The organism is Nonomuraea lactucae (assembly GCF_003313395.1).
GTDB lineage: Bacteria > Actinomycetota > Actinomycetes > Streptosporangiales > Streptosporangiaceae > Nonomuraea > Nonomuraea lactucae.
Map to the genome: position 1 here is coordinate 1 of NZ_QNFZ01000146.1, position 14,567 is coordinate 14,567.

At 72.0% G+C, this 14,567-nt stretch carries 15 protein-coding genes and 1 pseudogene; 9 read left to right on the plus strand and 7 right to left on the minus strand.

What is annotated here, in order from left to right:
- The 3 genes and pseudogenes from DQW85_RS09815 to glnII all read left to right on the plus strand — a co-directional run.
- Positions 1–491: pseudogene (locus DQW85_RS09815) on the plus strand (AAA family ATPase); the annotation flags it as partial.
- A 62-nt stretch (positions 492–553) separates the two neighbouring features.
- The gene (locus tag DQW85_RS09820; protein ID WP_113700045.1) at positions 554–1,036 is read left to right on the plus strand and encodes a hypothetical protein; all 483 of its coding nucleotides are present in this window, start codon (positions 554–556) and stop codon (positions 1,034–1,036) included.
- An 85-nt stretch (positions 1,037–1,121) separates the two neighbouring features.
- Complete coding sequence (glnII, locus tag DQW85_RS09825; RefSeq protein ID WP_113700046.1) at positions 1,122–2,141, plus strand: glutamine synthetase; 1,020 nt, start codon at positions 1,122–1,124, stop codon at positions 2,139–2,141.
- A 264-nt stretch (positions 2,142–2,405) separates the two neighbouring features.
- Here the strand turns inward: glnII and DQW85_RS09830 are convergent, their stop codons facing one another.
- Both DQW85_RS09830 and DQW85_RS44360 read right to left on the minus strand, forming a co-directional pair.
- Positions 2,406–3,941, minus strand: a complete 1,536-nt coding sequence (locus DQW85_RS09830; RefSeq protein ID WP_113700047.1) for an aldehyde dehydrogenase family protein — start codon at positions 3,939–3,941, stop codon at positions 2,406–2,408.
- 381 nt (positions 3,942–4,322) lie between these two features.
- A complete protein-coding gene (locus tag DQW85_RS44360) occupies positions 4,323–4,511 on the minus strand; it encodes a hypothetical protein (protein ID WP_162794869.1) in 189 nt (62 codons plus the stop codon).
- Positions 4,512–4,609: 98 nt separating this feature from the next.
- Here DQW85_RS44360 and DQW85_RS09840 point away from each other — a divergent pair, with 98 nt between their 5' ends.
- Both DQW85_RS09840 and DQW85_RS09845 read left to right on the plus strand, forming a co-directional pair.
- Positions 4,610–5,989, plus strand: coding sequence for a cytochrome ubiquinol oxidase subunit I (locus tag DQW85_RS09840; protein ID WP_113700049.1), 1,380 nt, complete (start codon positions 4,610–4,612; stop codon positions 5,987–5,989).
- Positions 5,990–5,991: 2 nt separating this feature from the next.
- Entirely contained in the window at positions 5,992–7,041 is a 1,050-nt protein-coding gene (locus DQW85_RS09845; protein ID WP_113700050.1) for a cytochrome d ubiquinol oxidase subunit II, read from the plus strand.
- A gap of 4 nt (positions 7,042–7,045) precedes the next feature.
- Here the strand turns inward: DQW85_RS09845 and DQW85_RS09850 are convergent, their stop codons facing one another.
- Entirely contained in the window at positions 7,046–7,762 is a 717-nt protein-coding gene (locus DQW85_RS09850) for a TetR/AcrR family transcriptional regulator (protein ID WP_113700051.1), read from the minus strand.
- 112 nt (positions 7,763–7,874) lie between these two features.
- Here DQW85_RS09850 and DQW85_RS09855 point away from each other — a divergent pair, with 112 nt between their 5' ends.
- Together DQW85_RS09855 and DQW85_RS09860 are read left to right on the plus strand one after the other, a co-directional pair.
- Positions 7,875–9,068: an FAD-dependent monooxygenase gene (locus DQW85_RS09855; protein ID WP_113700052.1), complete on the plus strand. Its 1,194-nt coding sequence runs from the start codon at positions 7,875–7,877 to the stop codon at positions 9,066–9,068.
- A gap of 66 nt (positions 9,069–9,134) precedes the next feature.
- Complete coding sequence (locus tag DQW85_RS09860) at positions 9,135–9,989, plus strand: alpha/beta fold hydrolase (RefSeq protein ID WP_113700053.1); 855 nt, start codon at positions 9,135–9,137, stop codon at positions 9,987–9,989.
- On the opposite strand, the gene DQW85_RS09865 is transcribed toward DQW85_RS09860, so the two are convergent.
- Together DQW85_RS09865 and DQW85_RS09870 are read right to left on the minus strand one after the other, a co-directional pair.
- Positions 9,980–10,405 (minus strand): nucleoside deaminase, encoded by a 426-nt coding sequence (locus DQW85_RS09865; protein WP_113700054.1) that lies wholly within the window; start codon positions 10,403–10,405, stop codon positions 9,980–9,982. The genes DQW85_RS09860 and DQW85_RS09865 overlap by 10 nt on opposite strands.
- Before the next feature lie 90 nt (positions 10,406–10,495).
- Complete coding sequence (locus tag DQW85_RS09870; RefSeq protein ID WP_113700055.1) at positions 10,496–10,672, minus strand: type II toxin-antitoxin system prevent-host-death family antitoxin; 177 nt, start codon at positions 10,670–10,672, stop codon at positions 10,496–10,498.
- A gap of 53 nt (positions 10,673–10,725) precedes the next feature.
- Here DQW85_RS09870 and DQW85_RS09875 point away from each other — a divergent pair, with 53 nt between their 5' ends.
- Positions 10,726–11,877, plus strand: coding sequence for an RNA-guided endonuclease InsQ/TnpB family protein (locus DQW85_RS09875; protein ID WP_113700056.1), 1,152 nt, complete (start codon positions 10,726–10,728; stop codon positions 11,875–11,877).
- A 338-nt stretch (positions 11,878–12,215) separates the two neighbouring features.
- On the opposite strand, the gene ligD is transcribed toward DQW85_RS09875, so the two are convergent.
- Positions 12,216–13,250, minus strand: a complete 1,035-nt coding sequence (gene ligD / locus DQW85_RS09885; RefSeq protein ID WP_113700057.1) for a non-homologous end-joining DNA ligase — start codon at positions 13,248–13,250, stop codon at positions 12,216–12,218.
- 112 nt (positions 13,251–13,362) lie between these two features.
- On the minus strand, positions 13,363–13,908 hold the full coding sequence (locus DQW85_RS09890) for a cupin domain-containing protein (RefSeq protein ID WP_240197062.1): 546 nt from the start codon (positions 13,906–13,908) through the stop codon (positions 13,363–13,365).
- 73 nt (positions 13,909–13,981) lie between these two features.
- On the opposite strand from DQW85_RS09890, the gene DQW85_RS09895 reads away from it, so the two are divergent.
- A partial coding sequence (locus tag DQW85_RS09895; RefSeq protein ID WP_240197063.1) for an SWIM zinc finger family protein occupies positions 13,982–14,567 on the plus strand: 586 nt, incomplete at its 3' end.

The window sequence follows — 14,567 nt, forward strand, 5'->3', positions numbered from 1 at the left end:
CGCAGGGCGTGGAGCCCCAGCCGCTCGCGCGACCCGAGCAGGCCGGGCAGCCGGTGCGTCCCGAGTTCGTGATGCCCTGGGCGCCCGAACCCGCTCCCGTGTACCACCAGGCGCCGTCCGAGCAGCCCCCGCCGCCGCGCAGCCCGCGGGCGTGGGTGGTGATCGCGAGCCTGCTCGTGCTCGTGGTGCTCGCCCTCATCGCCGGGCTGGCCGTGACCGGGATGGCCGCGCCGACCGGCACGGCCCCGGTGGCCGGCGGCGTCGCCTCGCCGTGGCTGCTGCTCGTGCTGTTCGTCGTCGTGGTCGCCGCGATCGTCGGCGCCGGACTCGCGGTGGTCGCCGTCAAGGGGCTGCGCTCGGCCCAGGCCAAGGCCGAACGCGAACGCGACGAGGCCCACGCCCGCGCCCAGTTGCTGGCCGCCGCCATGGACCCCGACACGGCCATGCGGCTGCTCGGCTACGACGGCAAGAACCCCGGCGGAAGGAACTGACTCGGGACGACCGATCACGCGTACCCCTGAACCGGCCCCCGCCCGGCTCACGTCGTACATACGTGAACCGACTCGTCGTGATCCTCGCCGCGTCCGTCGCCCTGACCGGGTGCGGCCTCGCGGAGCCCCGCACCTGCACGGGCATCGGCACCCCGGTCGGCGTCGGCGTGACCGTCGAGCCGCCGCTGGCGGCCGAGGCGCGGGAGGTCGCCATGGAGGTCTGCTGGGACGGCGCCTGCCGGAAGCCGCGCCTGGAGCTCTTCCCCGACACGCGCGCCGGGCAGCAGACCTGCGCCGGGGACACCTGCTCGGTCACGGCGGTGCCGCTGGCGAGCAAGTCGGGGTTCGGCGACGTCGCCGGGCTGCCCAAGCGGCCGGTCGAAGTCCGGCTCACCCTGTACGGCGCGCGGCGCGAGAAGCTCCTGGACACCACCGCCCAGGTCACTCCCAAGGGCCGCTTCCCGAACGGCCCCGGCTGCGGGGAGGGCGGTCCCAACGCCAGGATCCTGGTCCAGGGCACCGGGACGATTCGTCCGCTCGATTAACACGACGTTCACATCCGGGCAAAAACTGGGAAACGGTCATCCGGAAGACTCGGCGCGGCTGAAAAACCCCTGAAAGGACCGGGTTGTGACCTACAAGGCTGAGTACATCTGGATCGACGGCACCGAGCCGACCGCTCTGCTGCGTTCCAAGACGAAGATCCTCGCCGATGGCGTCGAGCCGCCGGTGTGGGGCTTCGACGGCTCCAGCACAAACCAGGCCGAGGGCCACTCCTCCGACCGGGTGCTCCGGCCCGTCCTCACCTGTCCCGACCCGATCCGCGGCGGTGACAACGTGCTGGTTCTGTGCGAGGTCGAGGAGATCGACGGCACGCCGCACGTGAGCAACACCCGCGCCCTGCTGCGCCCGATCGCCGAGCAGTACGCCGAGCAGGAGTCGTGGTTCGGCATCGAGCAGGAGTACACCTTCTTCAAGGGCAGCCGCCCGCTCGGCTTCCCCGACGGCGGCTTCCCCGCCCCGCAGGGCCACTACTACTGCGGTGTGGGCGCCGAGGCCGTGTTCGGCCGCGAGATCGTCGAGCTCCACCTCGACCGCTGCATCGCCGCCGGCCTGAAGATCTCCGGCATCAACGCCGAGGTCATGCCCGGCCAGTGGGAGTTCCAGATCGGCCCGGCGGGCCCCGTCGAGGCCGGCGACCACCTCTGGCTCGCCCGCTACCTGCTCTACCGGACGGCCGAGGAGTCCGGCGTGGAGGCCACGCTCGACCCCAAGCCCGCCCGCGGCGACTGGAACGGCGCCGGCGCGCACACCAACTTCTCCACCAAGGCCATGCGCGAGGGCTACGACGCCATCATCACCGCCTGCGAGGCGCTCGGCGAGGGCGACAAGCCGATGGAGCACGTCACCCAGTACGGCTCCGACATCGAGTCCCGCCTCACCGGCCACCACGAGACCGCCCCGTGGAACAAGTACAGCTACGGCGTGTCCCACCGCGGCGCCTCCGTCCGCATCCCGTGGCAGGTCGAGGTGGAGAAGAAGGGCTACATCGAGGACCGCCGTCCCAACGCCAACGTCGACCCGTACGTGGTCACCCGCCTGCTGGTGAACACCTGCTGCGCGGCCCTGGAGAAGGCCGGCCAGGTCTGATCGGCCGGCCACGTCTGATCAACCCGACCTGACCAGGACCGGCTGAGGGCCAGGACGGGCTGAGGGAACGCGGGCACCCCCGATGGGGCCCGCGTTCCCCTTTTTCTTCCCTGTTCTTCTTCCCTGAGCCTGCCGCAACTGCGAACTGTCGCACCGTGACTGCGTTACGTAGTCGTGGCGCGGCCATGCTCGCACCTCGCCACCGGCCCCAGCCGCCCACGCCGCTCGGCCGAAGGGCGTTCTTCCCCTTGCGGAGGAAAGGTCTTAGATCCGGAAGGAAAGATCCGGTGTGATGTCGGCCACATCCATCTGCGCCTTCTGGAGGCGTCCGGAGTGGTCCCAGTTCATCGCCTGCCAGCGGGTGAACTGGTCGAGCACCCACATGCCCGACTGGCGGCTGCCGTTGCCCGACTTGCCGTTGCCGCCGAACGGCAGGTGCGCCTCGGCCCCCGACGTCGAGTTGTTGACGCTCACCATCCCGGCGGAGACGCCCTCGCGGAAGCGGAAGGCGTTCGCGGCGTCGGTCGTGTAGATCGAGCTGGACAGGCCGTAGCCAGGCAGGTTGGCCAGCGCGACGGCCTCGTCCAGGGTGCGGAACGTCGTCACGCCGACGATCGGCCCGAACGTCTCCTCCAGGAACAGCCGGTCGGAGGAGCGCACGCCGTCCACGACGACGGGGTGGTAGTAGAGCCCGCCCTCGCCGGTGAAGCCCTCGCGCGGGCTGTCCCCGGTGATCCTCCCGGTCTCGCCCGTCACCACCCGGTGGTGGGGCTCGATCCAGGTCAGGTACTCCTCGTACCGGTCGGCGAACTTCTGGTCGAGCAGCGGGCCCGCCAGCACGTCCTCGCCGGGCTCGCCGATCCTGGCCTCCCGCACGGCCCGCGTGAACCGCTCGACGAACTCGTCGTGGACGCTCTCGTGCACGATCACCGTGCCCAGGCTGGTGCAGCGCTGCCCGGCCGTGCCGAACCCGGAGAACAGCGCCCCCTCCACGGCCAGGTCGAGGTCCGCGTCCGGCATGATCACCATCGGGTTCTTGCCGCCCAGCTCCAGGCAGGCCGACTGCAGGTGCCGCCCGGCGAGCTCGCCCACCTTCCGGCCCACATCGCTCGACCCGGTGAACCCGATCTTGTGTACGGTGCCCTCCTCCAGCGCCCGCTCCAGGCCCCGGAACGTCTCGGCGCCGTCGGCGAACACCACGTTGAGCACCCCGTCGGGCAGCCCGGCGGCGGCGAACAGCTGGTAGAGGGCGTGCCCGGAGGCGGCGGCGTACTCGGCGGGCTTCCACACCACGGCGTTGCCGCACAGCAGCGCCGGCACCAGGTACCAGGACGGCACCGCGACCGGGAAGTTGCCCGCGGTGATCACCGCCGCCACGCCCACCGGGTTGCGGAAGGTGAACAGGTTCTTGTCCGGCATCTCCGACGGCACCGTCTGCCCGTACAGCCGGCGTCCCTCACCGAGGAAGAAGTCGCACGTGTCGACGATCTCGCGCACCTCGCCCAGCGCCTCGGCGTACGGCTTGCCGATCTCCTCGGTCACCAGCCGGGCCAGCCGCTCGGTGTTGGCCTCCACCAGCCGCCCGATCGACGCGATCACCCGCCCGCGCACCGGCGGCGGCACCTCGGCCCACTCCCGCTGCGCCTCCTTCGCCGTGCGGCAGGCGGCGGCGAAGGTGTCGGCGTCGGCCATCCCGACGGCGGCCACGACCTCGCTGGTGCGCGCGGGGTTGGTCGACTGGTAGGTGCTGGCGCTGGCGGCGTCCTTGCCACCCACAACGGAGACGATCTGACGGGTCACCGGTGCCCTCCTCGTAGTTCCTTCGCCCAGACAATCATCTCCCCGGAAATTTCCCAACCCGACCCCGACGGCACGGCTTTCACCCGGCCGCGTCGTCTGGCGGCCCTGGATATTCCCGGCGAGACTGCCGTTCTCCGTCTGTTTCTCCTTTGCGCTGATCTACGGCTGGAGGGTCAGGCATCGAATGGGGGTGGGAACCCTCCGATGATGGTCAGCTCGGTGGACACCGGCCGGGCGGGGCACGAAAACTTGGACGTCCGGAAGGGCACACGACCACTTGGCAGAGAGGAGGAGGACATGCACCGAAGATCGCGCTCCATGCTCGTGGGCTCGCTCCTGGTCGCCGCGTTCTTCTATGGCTCAGCTCAGGTGTCCGAAGCCTCAGCCGGCACCGGTCAGCAGCCGGTGCCGCGGCTCACGACGAGTGATCAGTTCGTCGCCAGACCGTGCGGCGTCATCCTCGACGCGCAGAAGAGGACGAGATGCTTCGCCAAGCAGGTCAGGGAGCGTCGCCTTCGTCATCTTCAGGACGATGACATCCGCAGGTTCCGCCGTGACAGAGACCGTCACAGAGACCACCACCGACCCTAGAAGTCGCGTGAACCAGCTGCCGTCCGGACCGCGAGGTCCGGGCGGCTTTCCACACCCGGTGGGGAGGAGAAGGATCCATGGACGCTCACGTCCTGGAGGCGGCGGCCGCCCTCCGCCTGATCGACGCCGACCTGGCCGCCGCCCGCATGCAGATGGCCCTCTCGCTGGGCTGGCACATCGTCATCGCCTGTTTCGGCGTCGGGATGCCCGCCATCACGCTCCTGGCCGAATGGCGCGGCCACCGCACCGGTGACGACCACTACCGCCTGCTGGCCCGGCGGTGGGCGCGGGCCATGGGCGTGCTGTTCGCCGTGGGCGCGGTGTCGGGCACCATCCTGTCGTTCGAGATGGGGCTGCTGTGGCCGGGGCTCATGGGCACGTTCGGCGAGGTGATCGGGCTGCCGTTCTCCCTGGAGGGCATCGCGTTCTTCATCGAGGCCATCTTCCTGGGGATCTACCTGTACGCCTGGGACCGGCTGCCGCCGGTGAAGCACATGCTGTCCGGGATTCCCATCGTGCTCGCGGGGGTGGCCAGCGCGTTCTTCGTCGTCACGGCCAACGCCTGGATGCAGCAGCCGACGGGTTTCCTGCTCCGGGACGGCCGGGTGGTGGCGGTGGACCCGTGGGCGGCGATGTTCAACCCGGCCACGCCGCCGCAGACCGTGCACATGATCCTGGCGGCGTTCATGGTGGCGGGGTTCGGGATGGCGAGCGTGTACGCCGTCGCGATGCTGCGCGGGCGGCGCGACCGCTACCACCGGCTGGGCCTGCTGCTGCCGCTCACCGTGGCGGCGATCGTCACCCCGGCGCAGATCGGGGTGGGCGACTGGGCCGCGCACTTCGTCGCGGACTTCCAGCCGGTCAAGCTCGCCGCGATGGAGGGCGTGTTCAGGACCGGCCGCGGGGTGCCGCTGCACCTCGGTGGCGTCGTGGTCGACGGGGAGATGCGGTACGCCGTGGAGATACCGCACGGGCTGTCGCTGCTGGCCCGGTGGGACCCGGACGCCGTGGTCCAGGGGCTGGACCAGGTGCCGCCCGGTGACTGGCCGCCGGTCAACGTGGTGCACTGGGCGTTCCAGGTGATGGTCGGAGTGGGGTTCGCGCTGCTGGGGCTGGCGGCGTGGCTGGGGGTGGCCTGGTGGCGGCGGCGCGAGCCGCCCCGTTCCAGGTGGTTCCTGCGCGCGGCGGCGCTGTCAGGGGCGGCGGCGGCGCTGGCGCTGGAGGCGGGCTGGATCGTGACCGAGGTGGGACGCCAGCCGTGGATCGTGTTCGGCGTCATGCGCACCTCGGACGCGGTGAACCCGGCGCCGGGCCTGGTGTACGGGTTCGCGCTGGTGAGCGCCGTCTACGTGGTGCTGACGGTGGCGACGGTGCACGTGCTGCGCCGCCTGGCCCGTGACCTGCCGGTGCCGGTCGCCCCGCAGGAACGCGACGCCTCCGGCCACGAGGTCGTCTGATCATGCCGTTGCCGGAGATGCTGCTCGCGGTCATGTGGATCGGGCTGACCGCGTATGTCCTGTTCGGCGGCGCCGACTTCGGCGGAGGTGTGTGGGACCTGCTGGCGGGCGGGCCGGAGGGCGGCCGGCGGCAGCGGGAGCTGATCGAGCACTCGATCGGGCCGGTGTGGGAGGCCAACCACGTGTGGCTGATCTTCGTGATCGTGCTGTTGTGGACGGGCGTCCCGCCGGTGTTCGCCTCGGTCGCCTCCACCCTCTACATCCCGCTGACCCTCGCGGCGCTGGGCGTCATCGCCAGGGGCTCGGCGTTCGCCTTCCGGAAGGTCTCGACGGAGCTGTGGCAGCGGCGGCTGTTCGGCGCGGCGTTCGCGTTCTCCTCGGTGGTCACCCCGTTCTTCCTGGGCACGGTCGCCGGGGGCGTCGCCTCGGGGCGGGTGCCACCGGGCATCGCCGCGGGCGACCTGATCACCAGCTGGGCCAACCCCACCTCCGCGGTCGCCGGCGCGCTGGCCGTCGGCACCGCCGCCTACCTGGCCGCCGTGTACCTCACCCGCGACGCCCAGCGCACCGGCCAGGACGATCTGGCGGAGCAGTTCAGGCGGCGCGGCCTGGCGGCCGGTCTGGTGGTGGGCGTGCTGTCGGCCGCCGGGCTGATCGTGCTGCGTGCCGACGCGCCTCTCCTGTTCGCCGAGCTGGTCGCCGGGCGGGCCCTGCCGTTCCTGGTGCTGTCGGTGGCCGCGGGACTGGCCTCGCTGGCGCTGCTGTGGATCCGCGCCTACCTCGCGGTACGGGTGAGCGCGGCGCTCGCGGTCACGGGGCTGCTGTGGGGGTGGGGCGTGGGCCAGTATCCGGAGTTGCTGCCGGGGCTGACGGTCGAGGAGGCGGCGGCGAACGGCACCGTGCTGGCGGCGACCCTCGGCTCCCTGGCCGTCGGCGCGCTGTTGCTGCTGCCGTCGCTCTGGTGGCTGTACGCCACGTTCCAGCGCGAGCACGTCGGCGGCGAGCGCGCCGGGGGCGAGCACCCGGCCCGGGGCGGCCCGCGAGGCGAGTGAGCGGTCAGCGCGCCCGCTCGTCGATGAGCACGGCGAGGCCGTCCAGGATGCGCCGCAGGCCGAACTCCCACGCCTGATCCTGCCCACCGGACCGTGCGGCCGAGGAGAGCGCCGCGGTGAGAGCGGGAAAGCGTTCGCCGTGGGCCCGCATCAGCTCCCCGAGGAGCGCGCCGAGCTGCGCCTCGGGCGAGCCCGCCGGCCCGGCGGCGCGGGACTGCTCGGAGATGCCGCGCACATGCACGGCCAGCAGGACGGCGGCGTCCATCCGCTCGGCGCCGTCGAGGCCGGTGCCGTCCAGCGCGGAGACGGCCCGGTCTAGCCAGGACAGCTCCGCCGGGCCCATGATCCGCGGGCCGACGGTGGCCTCCAGCACCCACGGATGCCTGCCGAAGACCGCCAGCAGCGCCCGGGCCCACTCCTCCAACCGCTCCCGCCAGCCGCCCCCCCGCCCCTCGCCGGCCGGGGGCGGGCCGACCGCGGTGTCCACCATCAACGCGATCAGCTCCGCCTTGCCCGGCACGTACCGGTAGAGCGCCATCTTGGTGACGTCCAGCCGCGCCGCGACCCGCTGCATGGACACGGCGGGCAGGCTCTCCGCGTCGGCGATCTCGATCCCGGCCCGCGCGATGCGGCCCAGGTCGAGCGCCGGCTTCGGGCCGCGGGCCGGCCTGGGGTGTGGACCCCACAGGATGCGCACCGTCTCGGCGTGCTCGTCAGCCATTCCGCGCAGCCCCTCCCGCCTCCGGCCTTGCCGGGAACCTAAAACTGCGTCTATCGTACACAGTAATTAACTGTGTCCATTGGACACAGTGCTGCTGAAGGAAGGGATCCCCGTGAACCAGACCGTCCTCATCTCCGGCGCGAGCATCGCCGGTCCCGCGCTCGCCTGCTGGCTGGGGCGCTACGGCTTCAAGCCCACGGTCGTCGAGCTGGCCCCGGCGCTCCGCGAGGGCGGCCAGGCCGTCGACTTCCGCGGCGACACGCACCTGACCGTGCTGGAACGCATGGGCGTCCTCGCGGACCTGCGCCGGATCCAGACCGGCGGCAGCCCGATGCGCTTCGTGGCCGAGAACGGCCGCGTGCTGCTGGACCTGCCCGCCGAGTTCGCGGGCGGCGACGTGGAGGTGCTCCGCGGAGACCTCGTCCGGACCCTGCACCGGCACAGCCTCCCATGGACCGAGTACGTCTTCGGCGACTCGATCACCGGCCTGGCCGAAACCCCGTCGGGCGTGCGGGTGGAGTTCAGGCGTGGGGCGCCGCGCGAGTTCGGCCTCGTGATCGGGGCGGACGGGCTGCACTCGCAGGTCCGCCGGCTCGCCTTCGGCCCCGAGGAGAGGTACGTGCGCCACCTGGGCTACTACGCCGCCACGTGGTCGCTGCCCAACCACCTCGGCCTCACCCGCGGCTCCATCGGCTACAACGCCCCGGGCCGGCTGGCCTCGATCGGCGCCGACGCCCGCGACCCCGGACGGGCGAGCGCCTTCGTCGTCTTCGCGGCGCCCGAGCTGTCGTACGACCGCCACGACGTCGACCAGCAGAAGCGGCTCATCGTGGACGCCTTCCGCGGCCTCGGCTGGGAGGTGCCCAGGCTGCTGGACTCCCTGCGCGAGGCGCCCGATCTGTACTTCGACTCCATCAGCCGGGCCGACGTGGACACCTGGTCCTCCGGGCGGATCGGCCTCGTCGGCGACGCCGCGTGCGGCGCCACGATCGGCGGCATGGGGACGGGCACCGCGGTGGTCGCCGCGTACGTGCTGGCCGGCGAGCTCGCGCGGGCCAGGGGCGACCACCGGGCCGCCTTCGGCAGGTACGAGAGCCTGATGCGCGGCTACGCCGAGGGCTGCCAGAAGGGCGGTGACCGCACCGGGAAGTTCCTCGCTCCGCGCACCGTGACCGGCATGCGCCTGCGCGACGGCCTGCTGTCCAGGCCCTTCCTCATGCGGTGGATGCTCAAGGAAGGGCAGAAGGTCAGCAGCATCGTGGACCTGCCCGACTATCCCGCCGAGCTCGGCCGCGTGGCCGGGTGACGGCGCAATTCCTTACAACATAAGCTATTCTGGCGCGGCAAACTCTTTACGACCTAAGGAGATCTCGTGCCCGAGGCCAGACTGCACGACGGAGCCGGCATCGAGGTGGAGGCGCACGGCAGCGGCCCGGCCCTGCTGCTGCCGGTCAACCCCCACCCCGCCGAAGGAGAGCAGGCCGACAGGATGCGCGAGTGGGGCGTGGACCCCGCCCTCGGCCGGTCCCTCATCGACGGGCTCAGCGACGTGTTCCGGGTGGTCGCGTTCGACTACGAGGGCCACGTCGAGAGCACGCCCAAGCCCGCCACCCTGACCCCCGCGAACGTCGCCGCCGACCTGCTCGCCGTGGCCGACGCGGCCGGAGCGGAGCGGTTCGCCTACTACGGCTACTCATGGCTGGCGCTCAGCGGGCTCCAGCTCGCCGTCCGCACCGACCGCCTGTCGGCGCTGGTCATGGGCGGGTTCCCGCCGCTCGGCGGGCCGTACGCGGAGATGCTCGCCGTCACCGCCGCGGCGCACGCGATGTCCGGGGCGGCCCAGGCCGTCCCCGCACCCGAGCCGAAGGCGGGAGAGGAGTTCGACTGGGATTCCGTGGAGGTGACGAGGACGCCCGAGCAGACCCGTCAGTACGTCACGCTCTACGAGGAGCTGCGCGGGTTCGACGACCGGGCCGCGCAGGCGTCGGTCGGCTGCCCGCGCCTGTGCTTCGCGGGCTCCGCCGACGTGATCGAGTACGGCGAACGCTGGGGCGGCGTGCGCGTCGACATCGCCGGCCCGGTGGTGACCCGGCGCGCCGAGCTGGAGGCGCTCGGCTGGGACGTGCGGGTGCTGGACGGCCTCGACCACACCGGAGCCATGCAGCCCGCGAACGTGCTGCCGATCCTGCGGCCCTGGCTCGCCGCCCGCCTGCTCGATCAGCGGTAGTAGCCCTCGACGGGGACGCGCGCCTCCTCGTACAGGAACGGACCTTCCAGACGCGCGCCGGCGGCCGGCGCGGGCGGCTTGAGGCCGGCGAGCTGCCCGGTGGACAGGGCGAACACCACGCGGCCAAGGAAGGAGCGTTCGATCGCGCCGGCGCACATGCCGCACGGCTGGCAGCTGGTGTACATCGTGGTCGCGGCGGCCACGTCCGGGGCCAGCTCGCGGCCTGCCCAGCGGGCCAGCTTCAGCTCCGGGTGCGCGGTGATGTCTCTGCCGGAGACGGTCGTGTTGCGCTCCTCGGCCAGCACGCCGCCGCCCGCGCCCACCAGCAGCGAGCCGAACGGCGGGTCACCGGCCGCGCGCGCCTCGGCGGCCAGCTCGATGGCCCGGCGCAGGAATCGTTCGTCGTCGGGTGTCATGGTTCCTCCGTCAGAGTGTCCAGATGGGCGGCCTGTGAGACGGCCGCGTCCCGCTGGCCGAGGGGCGGGGTGAGCCTGAGATCCGCAATGTCAGCCGGGTCCGCCCTGTGCGGGTTCGGCCGCTTCCGCGATTGGTACCGGGACGACAGCGGCGATCCTGCGTCCCCGGTTGGTGATGTAGGTGATGCGGCCCCGGACGGCGGCGTGGTTGAGGATGTCCGCGAACTGCTTGCGCGCGTCGGCGACGCTCATCTCTTCCGTTTCCATGCGGGTCAGTGTACGTGCAAGCATCTTCATGTATATGGATGTACAATTAGTGGGTGCAGCTCCGGTACAACTTCCGCCTCTACCCGACCGCCGGTCAGCGCCAGGCCCTGGCCAGAGCGTTCGGGTGTGCGCGGACGGTGTTCAACGACGGGCTGCGGGCGCGGCAGGATGCCCACGAGCAGGGCTTGCCATACATCTCGGACGGGGATCTGTCCAAGCTGGTGATCACGCGGGCGAAGGCGACGCCGGAACGCTCGTGGCTGGGCGAGGTCTCAGCCGTGGTCCTTCAGCAGGCGCTCGGCGACCTGAACAGCGCCTACCGCAACTTCTTCGCCTCGCTCGCCGGTAAGCGGAAGGGGCGCAAGGCGGCGCCCCCCCGGTTCCGTTCCCGCAAGGACAACCGGCAGGCCATCCGCTTCACCAAGAATGCCCGGTTCGCGATCACGGCGGGCGGCAGGCTGCGCCTGCCGAAGATCGGGGAGGTGCCGGTCCGCTGGTCCCGTTCACTGCCCTCGGACCCGTCCTCCGTGACCGTGGTCAAAGACGCGGCGGGCCGGTACTTCGCCTCGTTCGTCGTCGAGACGGGCGAGGAGCCGTTGCCCGAGACGGCGGTGGAGGTCGGCATCGACCTCGGGCTGACCCACTTCGCCGTCCTGTCGGACGGGCGGAAGGTGGCCAACCCGCGCCTGCTGCGGCGTGCCGAACGCAGGTTACGCAAGGCGCACAAGGCGCTGTCCAGGAAAGAGAAAGGCTCGGCAAACCGGGCCAAAGCCGCACGCAAGGTTGCCAAGGCGCATGCCGGGGTGGCCGACACGCGCCGGGACTGGGCACACAAGCTCTCCACGCGGATCATCCGCGACAACCAAGCGGTGTACGTGGAGAATCTTGCCGTGTCCGGGCTGGGGCGCACACGTCTGGCCAAGAGCGTGCACGACGCGGGTTGGTCCCGGTTCGTCGGCATGCTGGAGTACAAGGCGAGGCGGTACGGCCGCGTCTTCGCGAGGATCGACCGGTTCTTCCCGTCGTCGAAGTTGTGCTCGGCGTGTGGAGCCTTGCGAGACAAGGTGCCGTTGAATACCCGGTCGTGGACCTGCTCGTGCGGGACATCCCACGATCGCGACATCAACGCCGCGATCAACATCTTGGCCGCTGGACGGGCGGACAAGTCAAACGCCTGTGGAGGGACCGTAAGACCCGCCGCGTAGCGGAGGGCAGGACCCGGCGAAGCAGGAAGCCATCAGAAGTGCCGCACACGCGGAACGGGCTGAATCTCCGGCCTTCAGGCTGGGGAGCGCGTCAAACGCTCAAGGTGGCGGCCGGCTCGATGAGCCACCTCGAACAGATCGTGGACGAGCTGGCCGAGTTCGGGGGCACCACGACGAATGTCGTCTACAGCCAGCCCCTGCCCTACCGCGGCCCCGTGCGCCCGTAGCGCTCACGCTGCTCCTCACCCCGTCCGGGTCCGCCTGCGACACCCGTCCGGGTGGCGCCTGCGACACCCCGTCCGGTGCGCCTGCGACGCGGCCCCGTGCGCCCGTAGCGGTCACCCGGCGACCGTGTCACCGGGTGAGCGGCCGCTCCGTCCGGCGGGGTGCCCGCTGAACAGGTCCCCGATCCTTACCTCCGCGGGTTCACGGTCCGGGCGCAGGCCGCGCCACGATGGGTGACGGAGCCGCCCGTCGCCCGTCAGCTCGGCGTACCGCACCTCGCCCACCAGCCGGGGCTCCACCCAGCGGGCGTCGCGGGCGTACTCGCGCGGCACCGGCACCCCGAAGGGCGAGCCCGGCCGTTCCAGCGGCGCCAGCTCCTGGTGGAGGGCCTCCAGCATGGCGTCGGTGAAGCCCGTGCCGACATGGCCCACGTACAGCAGCCGGCCGCCCTGATCGTACGCGCCGAGCAGCAGCGACCCGATCCGCCCGCCGCGCCGGCCCGCTCCCGGCTTCCAGCCGCCGATGACCACCTCGATGTGGGAGAAGTTCTTCACCTTCGTCCACTCCGGCCCGCGCCGCCCCGGCCGGTAGTGCGAGTCGCGGCGCTTGACCACCACGCCCTCCAGGCCGAGCGCGCGACTGGCGTCGAGCGCGGCGCGCGGGTCGCCGCGGAACGACACCGGCGTCTGCCAGCGGAAGCCGGGCGTGACCAGCCGTTCGAGGAGCTCGCGCCGCTCGTCGTACGGCAGGCGGACGACGCTGCGGTCGTCCACGTGCAGCACGTCGAAGATCATGTACGTGACGGGCACGGCCTTGACCAGCTCGGCCACCTTGGCGGGGCTGCGCTGGTGCATGCGGGGCGCGAGCGCGCCGAAGCTGGGCCGCCCCGCGTCGTCGAACGCCACGATCTCGCCGTCCAGCACGACGTCCCGCCCGCCCACCGCCCCCGCCATCGGGTACAGCTCCGGGTAGGCCAGGGTCACGTCCTTGGAGTTGCGCGACATGAGCCGCAGCGCCCCCGCCTCGACGTACGCCAGGCCGCGCACGCCGTCCCACTTCATCTCCGCGCTCCACAGGTGGTGCTGCGCGGGCGGAGGCAGGGTGCCGAGCTGGGCGAGCATCGGGTGGTACGTGGGCAGTCGCCCCATGCCCGTTGGCCTTCCCCGCCCCGCCCGGCCTACGGTCCGGCGCAGGTAGAGGACAGGACAAGTCCCGGCAATCCCGCGGGTCGCGCGCTGGGCATACCGCGGGTCGCCGATGCTAGGTCGAGAAGTCCGCGAAGTCGAAGCCCGGGGAGACGACGCAGCTCACCAGCACGGCCTCGTCCGCCGCCGGACGTGCGGACTGCCAGGCGCCCCCGGGAACCACCGCCTGCGGCACCTGCCCCTCCTCGACCAGCGGCCCCAGCGTGATCGTCTCGTCGCCCACCGTCAGAGACAGCGGCCCGCCGCGGTGCCACAGCCACACCTCGTCCGAACGGACCCGGTGCGGTATGGACTCCTCACCCGGCTGCAGCAGGAAGTAGATGCCGGTGGCGCTCACCCGCGGACCGGGATAGCCCTCCGGCCGGAACGTGACCGGAGCCCTCCAGGTCTCCCGGAACCAGCCGCCCTCCGGATGGGGGAGCAGGTCCAGAGCGCGGGCGACGGGCGGGCGCTCGACGAACCCGATCGGGGCGCCCGTGACGTCGCGCCGCAGGAAGCGGGTGCCGTCCAGGACCAGCTGGCCCGCCAGCCCGCTGGCCAGAGCTTCGGCCTCGTCGGCGACCTCGGTCGTCGGGCCGTCCGGATAGATCGTCAACTCCACATCGGGCAGTCTACGAGGGGAGAGCCGGATCGACGCACCGCGTAATGTCGGTCCGCGTGGCTAGTGTGACCAAGTGACCGAACGGTGGAGCCGTGACCAGGTGCTCGCCCTCGCCCCCGACACGCCGTCCCGGAGGGCGGCCCAGGGCGTCGCCGCGCCCGCCAGGTGGCCGGTGCGCGGGACGACGGGCACCGTGGTGTTCGGCGAGTGCGCAGGCAGCGGGGCCACGCCCTACCTCGCGTGCGTCGACCTGACCGAGCCCGCCTTCCGGTGCAGCTGCCCCAGCAGGAAGTTCCCTTGCAAGCACGCGCTCGGGCTGTTGCTGCTGTGGTCGGCCGGCGCCCTGCCCATCGCCGCGCCACCCCCATGGGTCTGCGACTGGCTCACCCACCGCGCCCCCGAGCGCGCCACCGGGGACGTCCCGGAGTCGCCCGAGTGCGCGACCGGGGACGTCTTGGAGTCGCCCGAGTGCGCGATCGGGTCCGTCTTGGAGTCGCCCGCCCACGCCACCGGGGACGTCTCCGCACCGGCTGCCGCGCCGTCCCCCGAGTCGGCCGCCGCACCGGCCGTCGCGCCCACCGGCCTCGGCGGCACCACTGGCCTCGGCGGCACCACTGGCCTCGGTGGGTCCACTGGCCTCGGCGGCTCCGCCGGCGGGG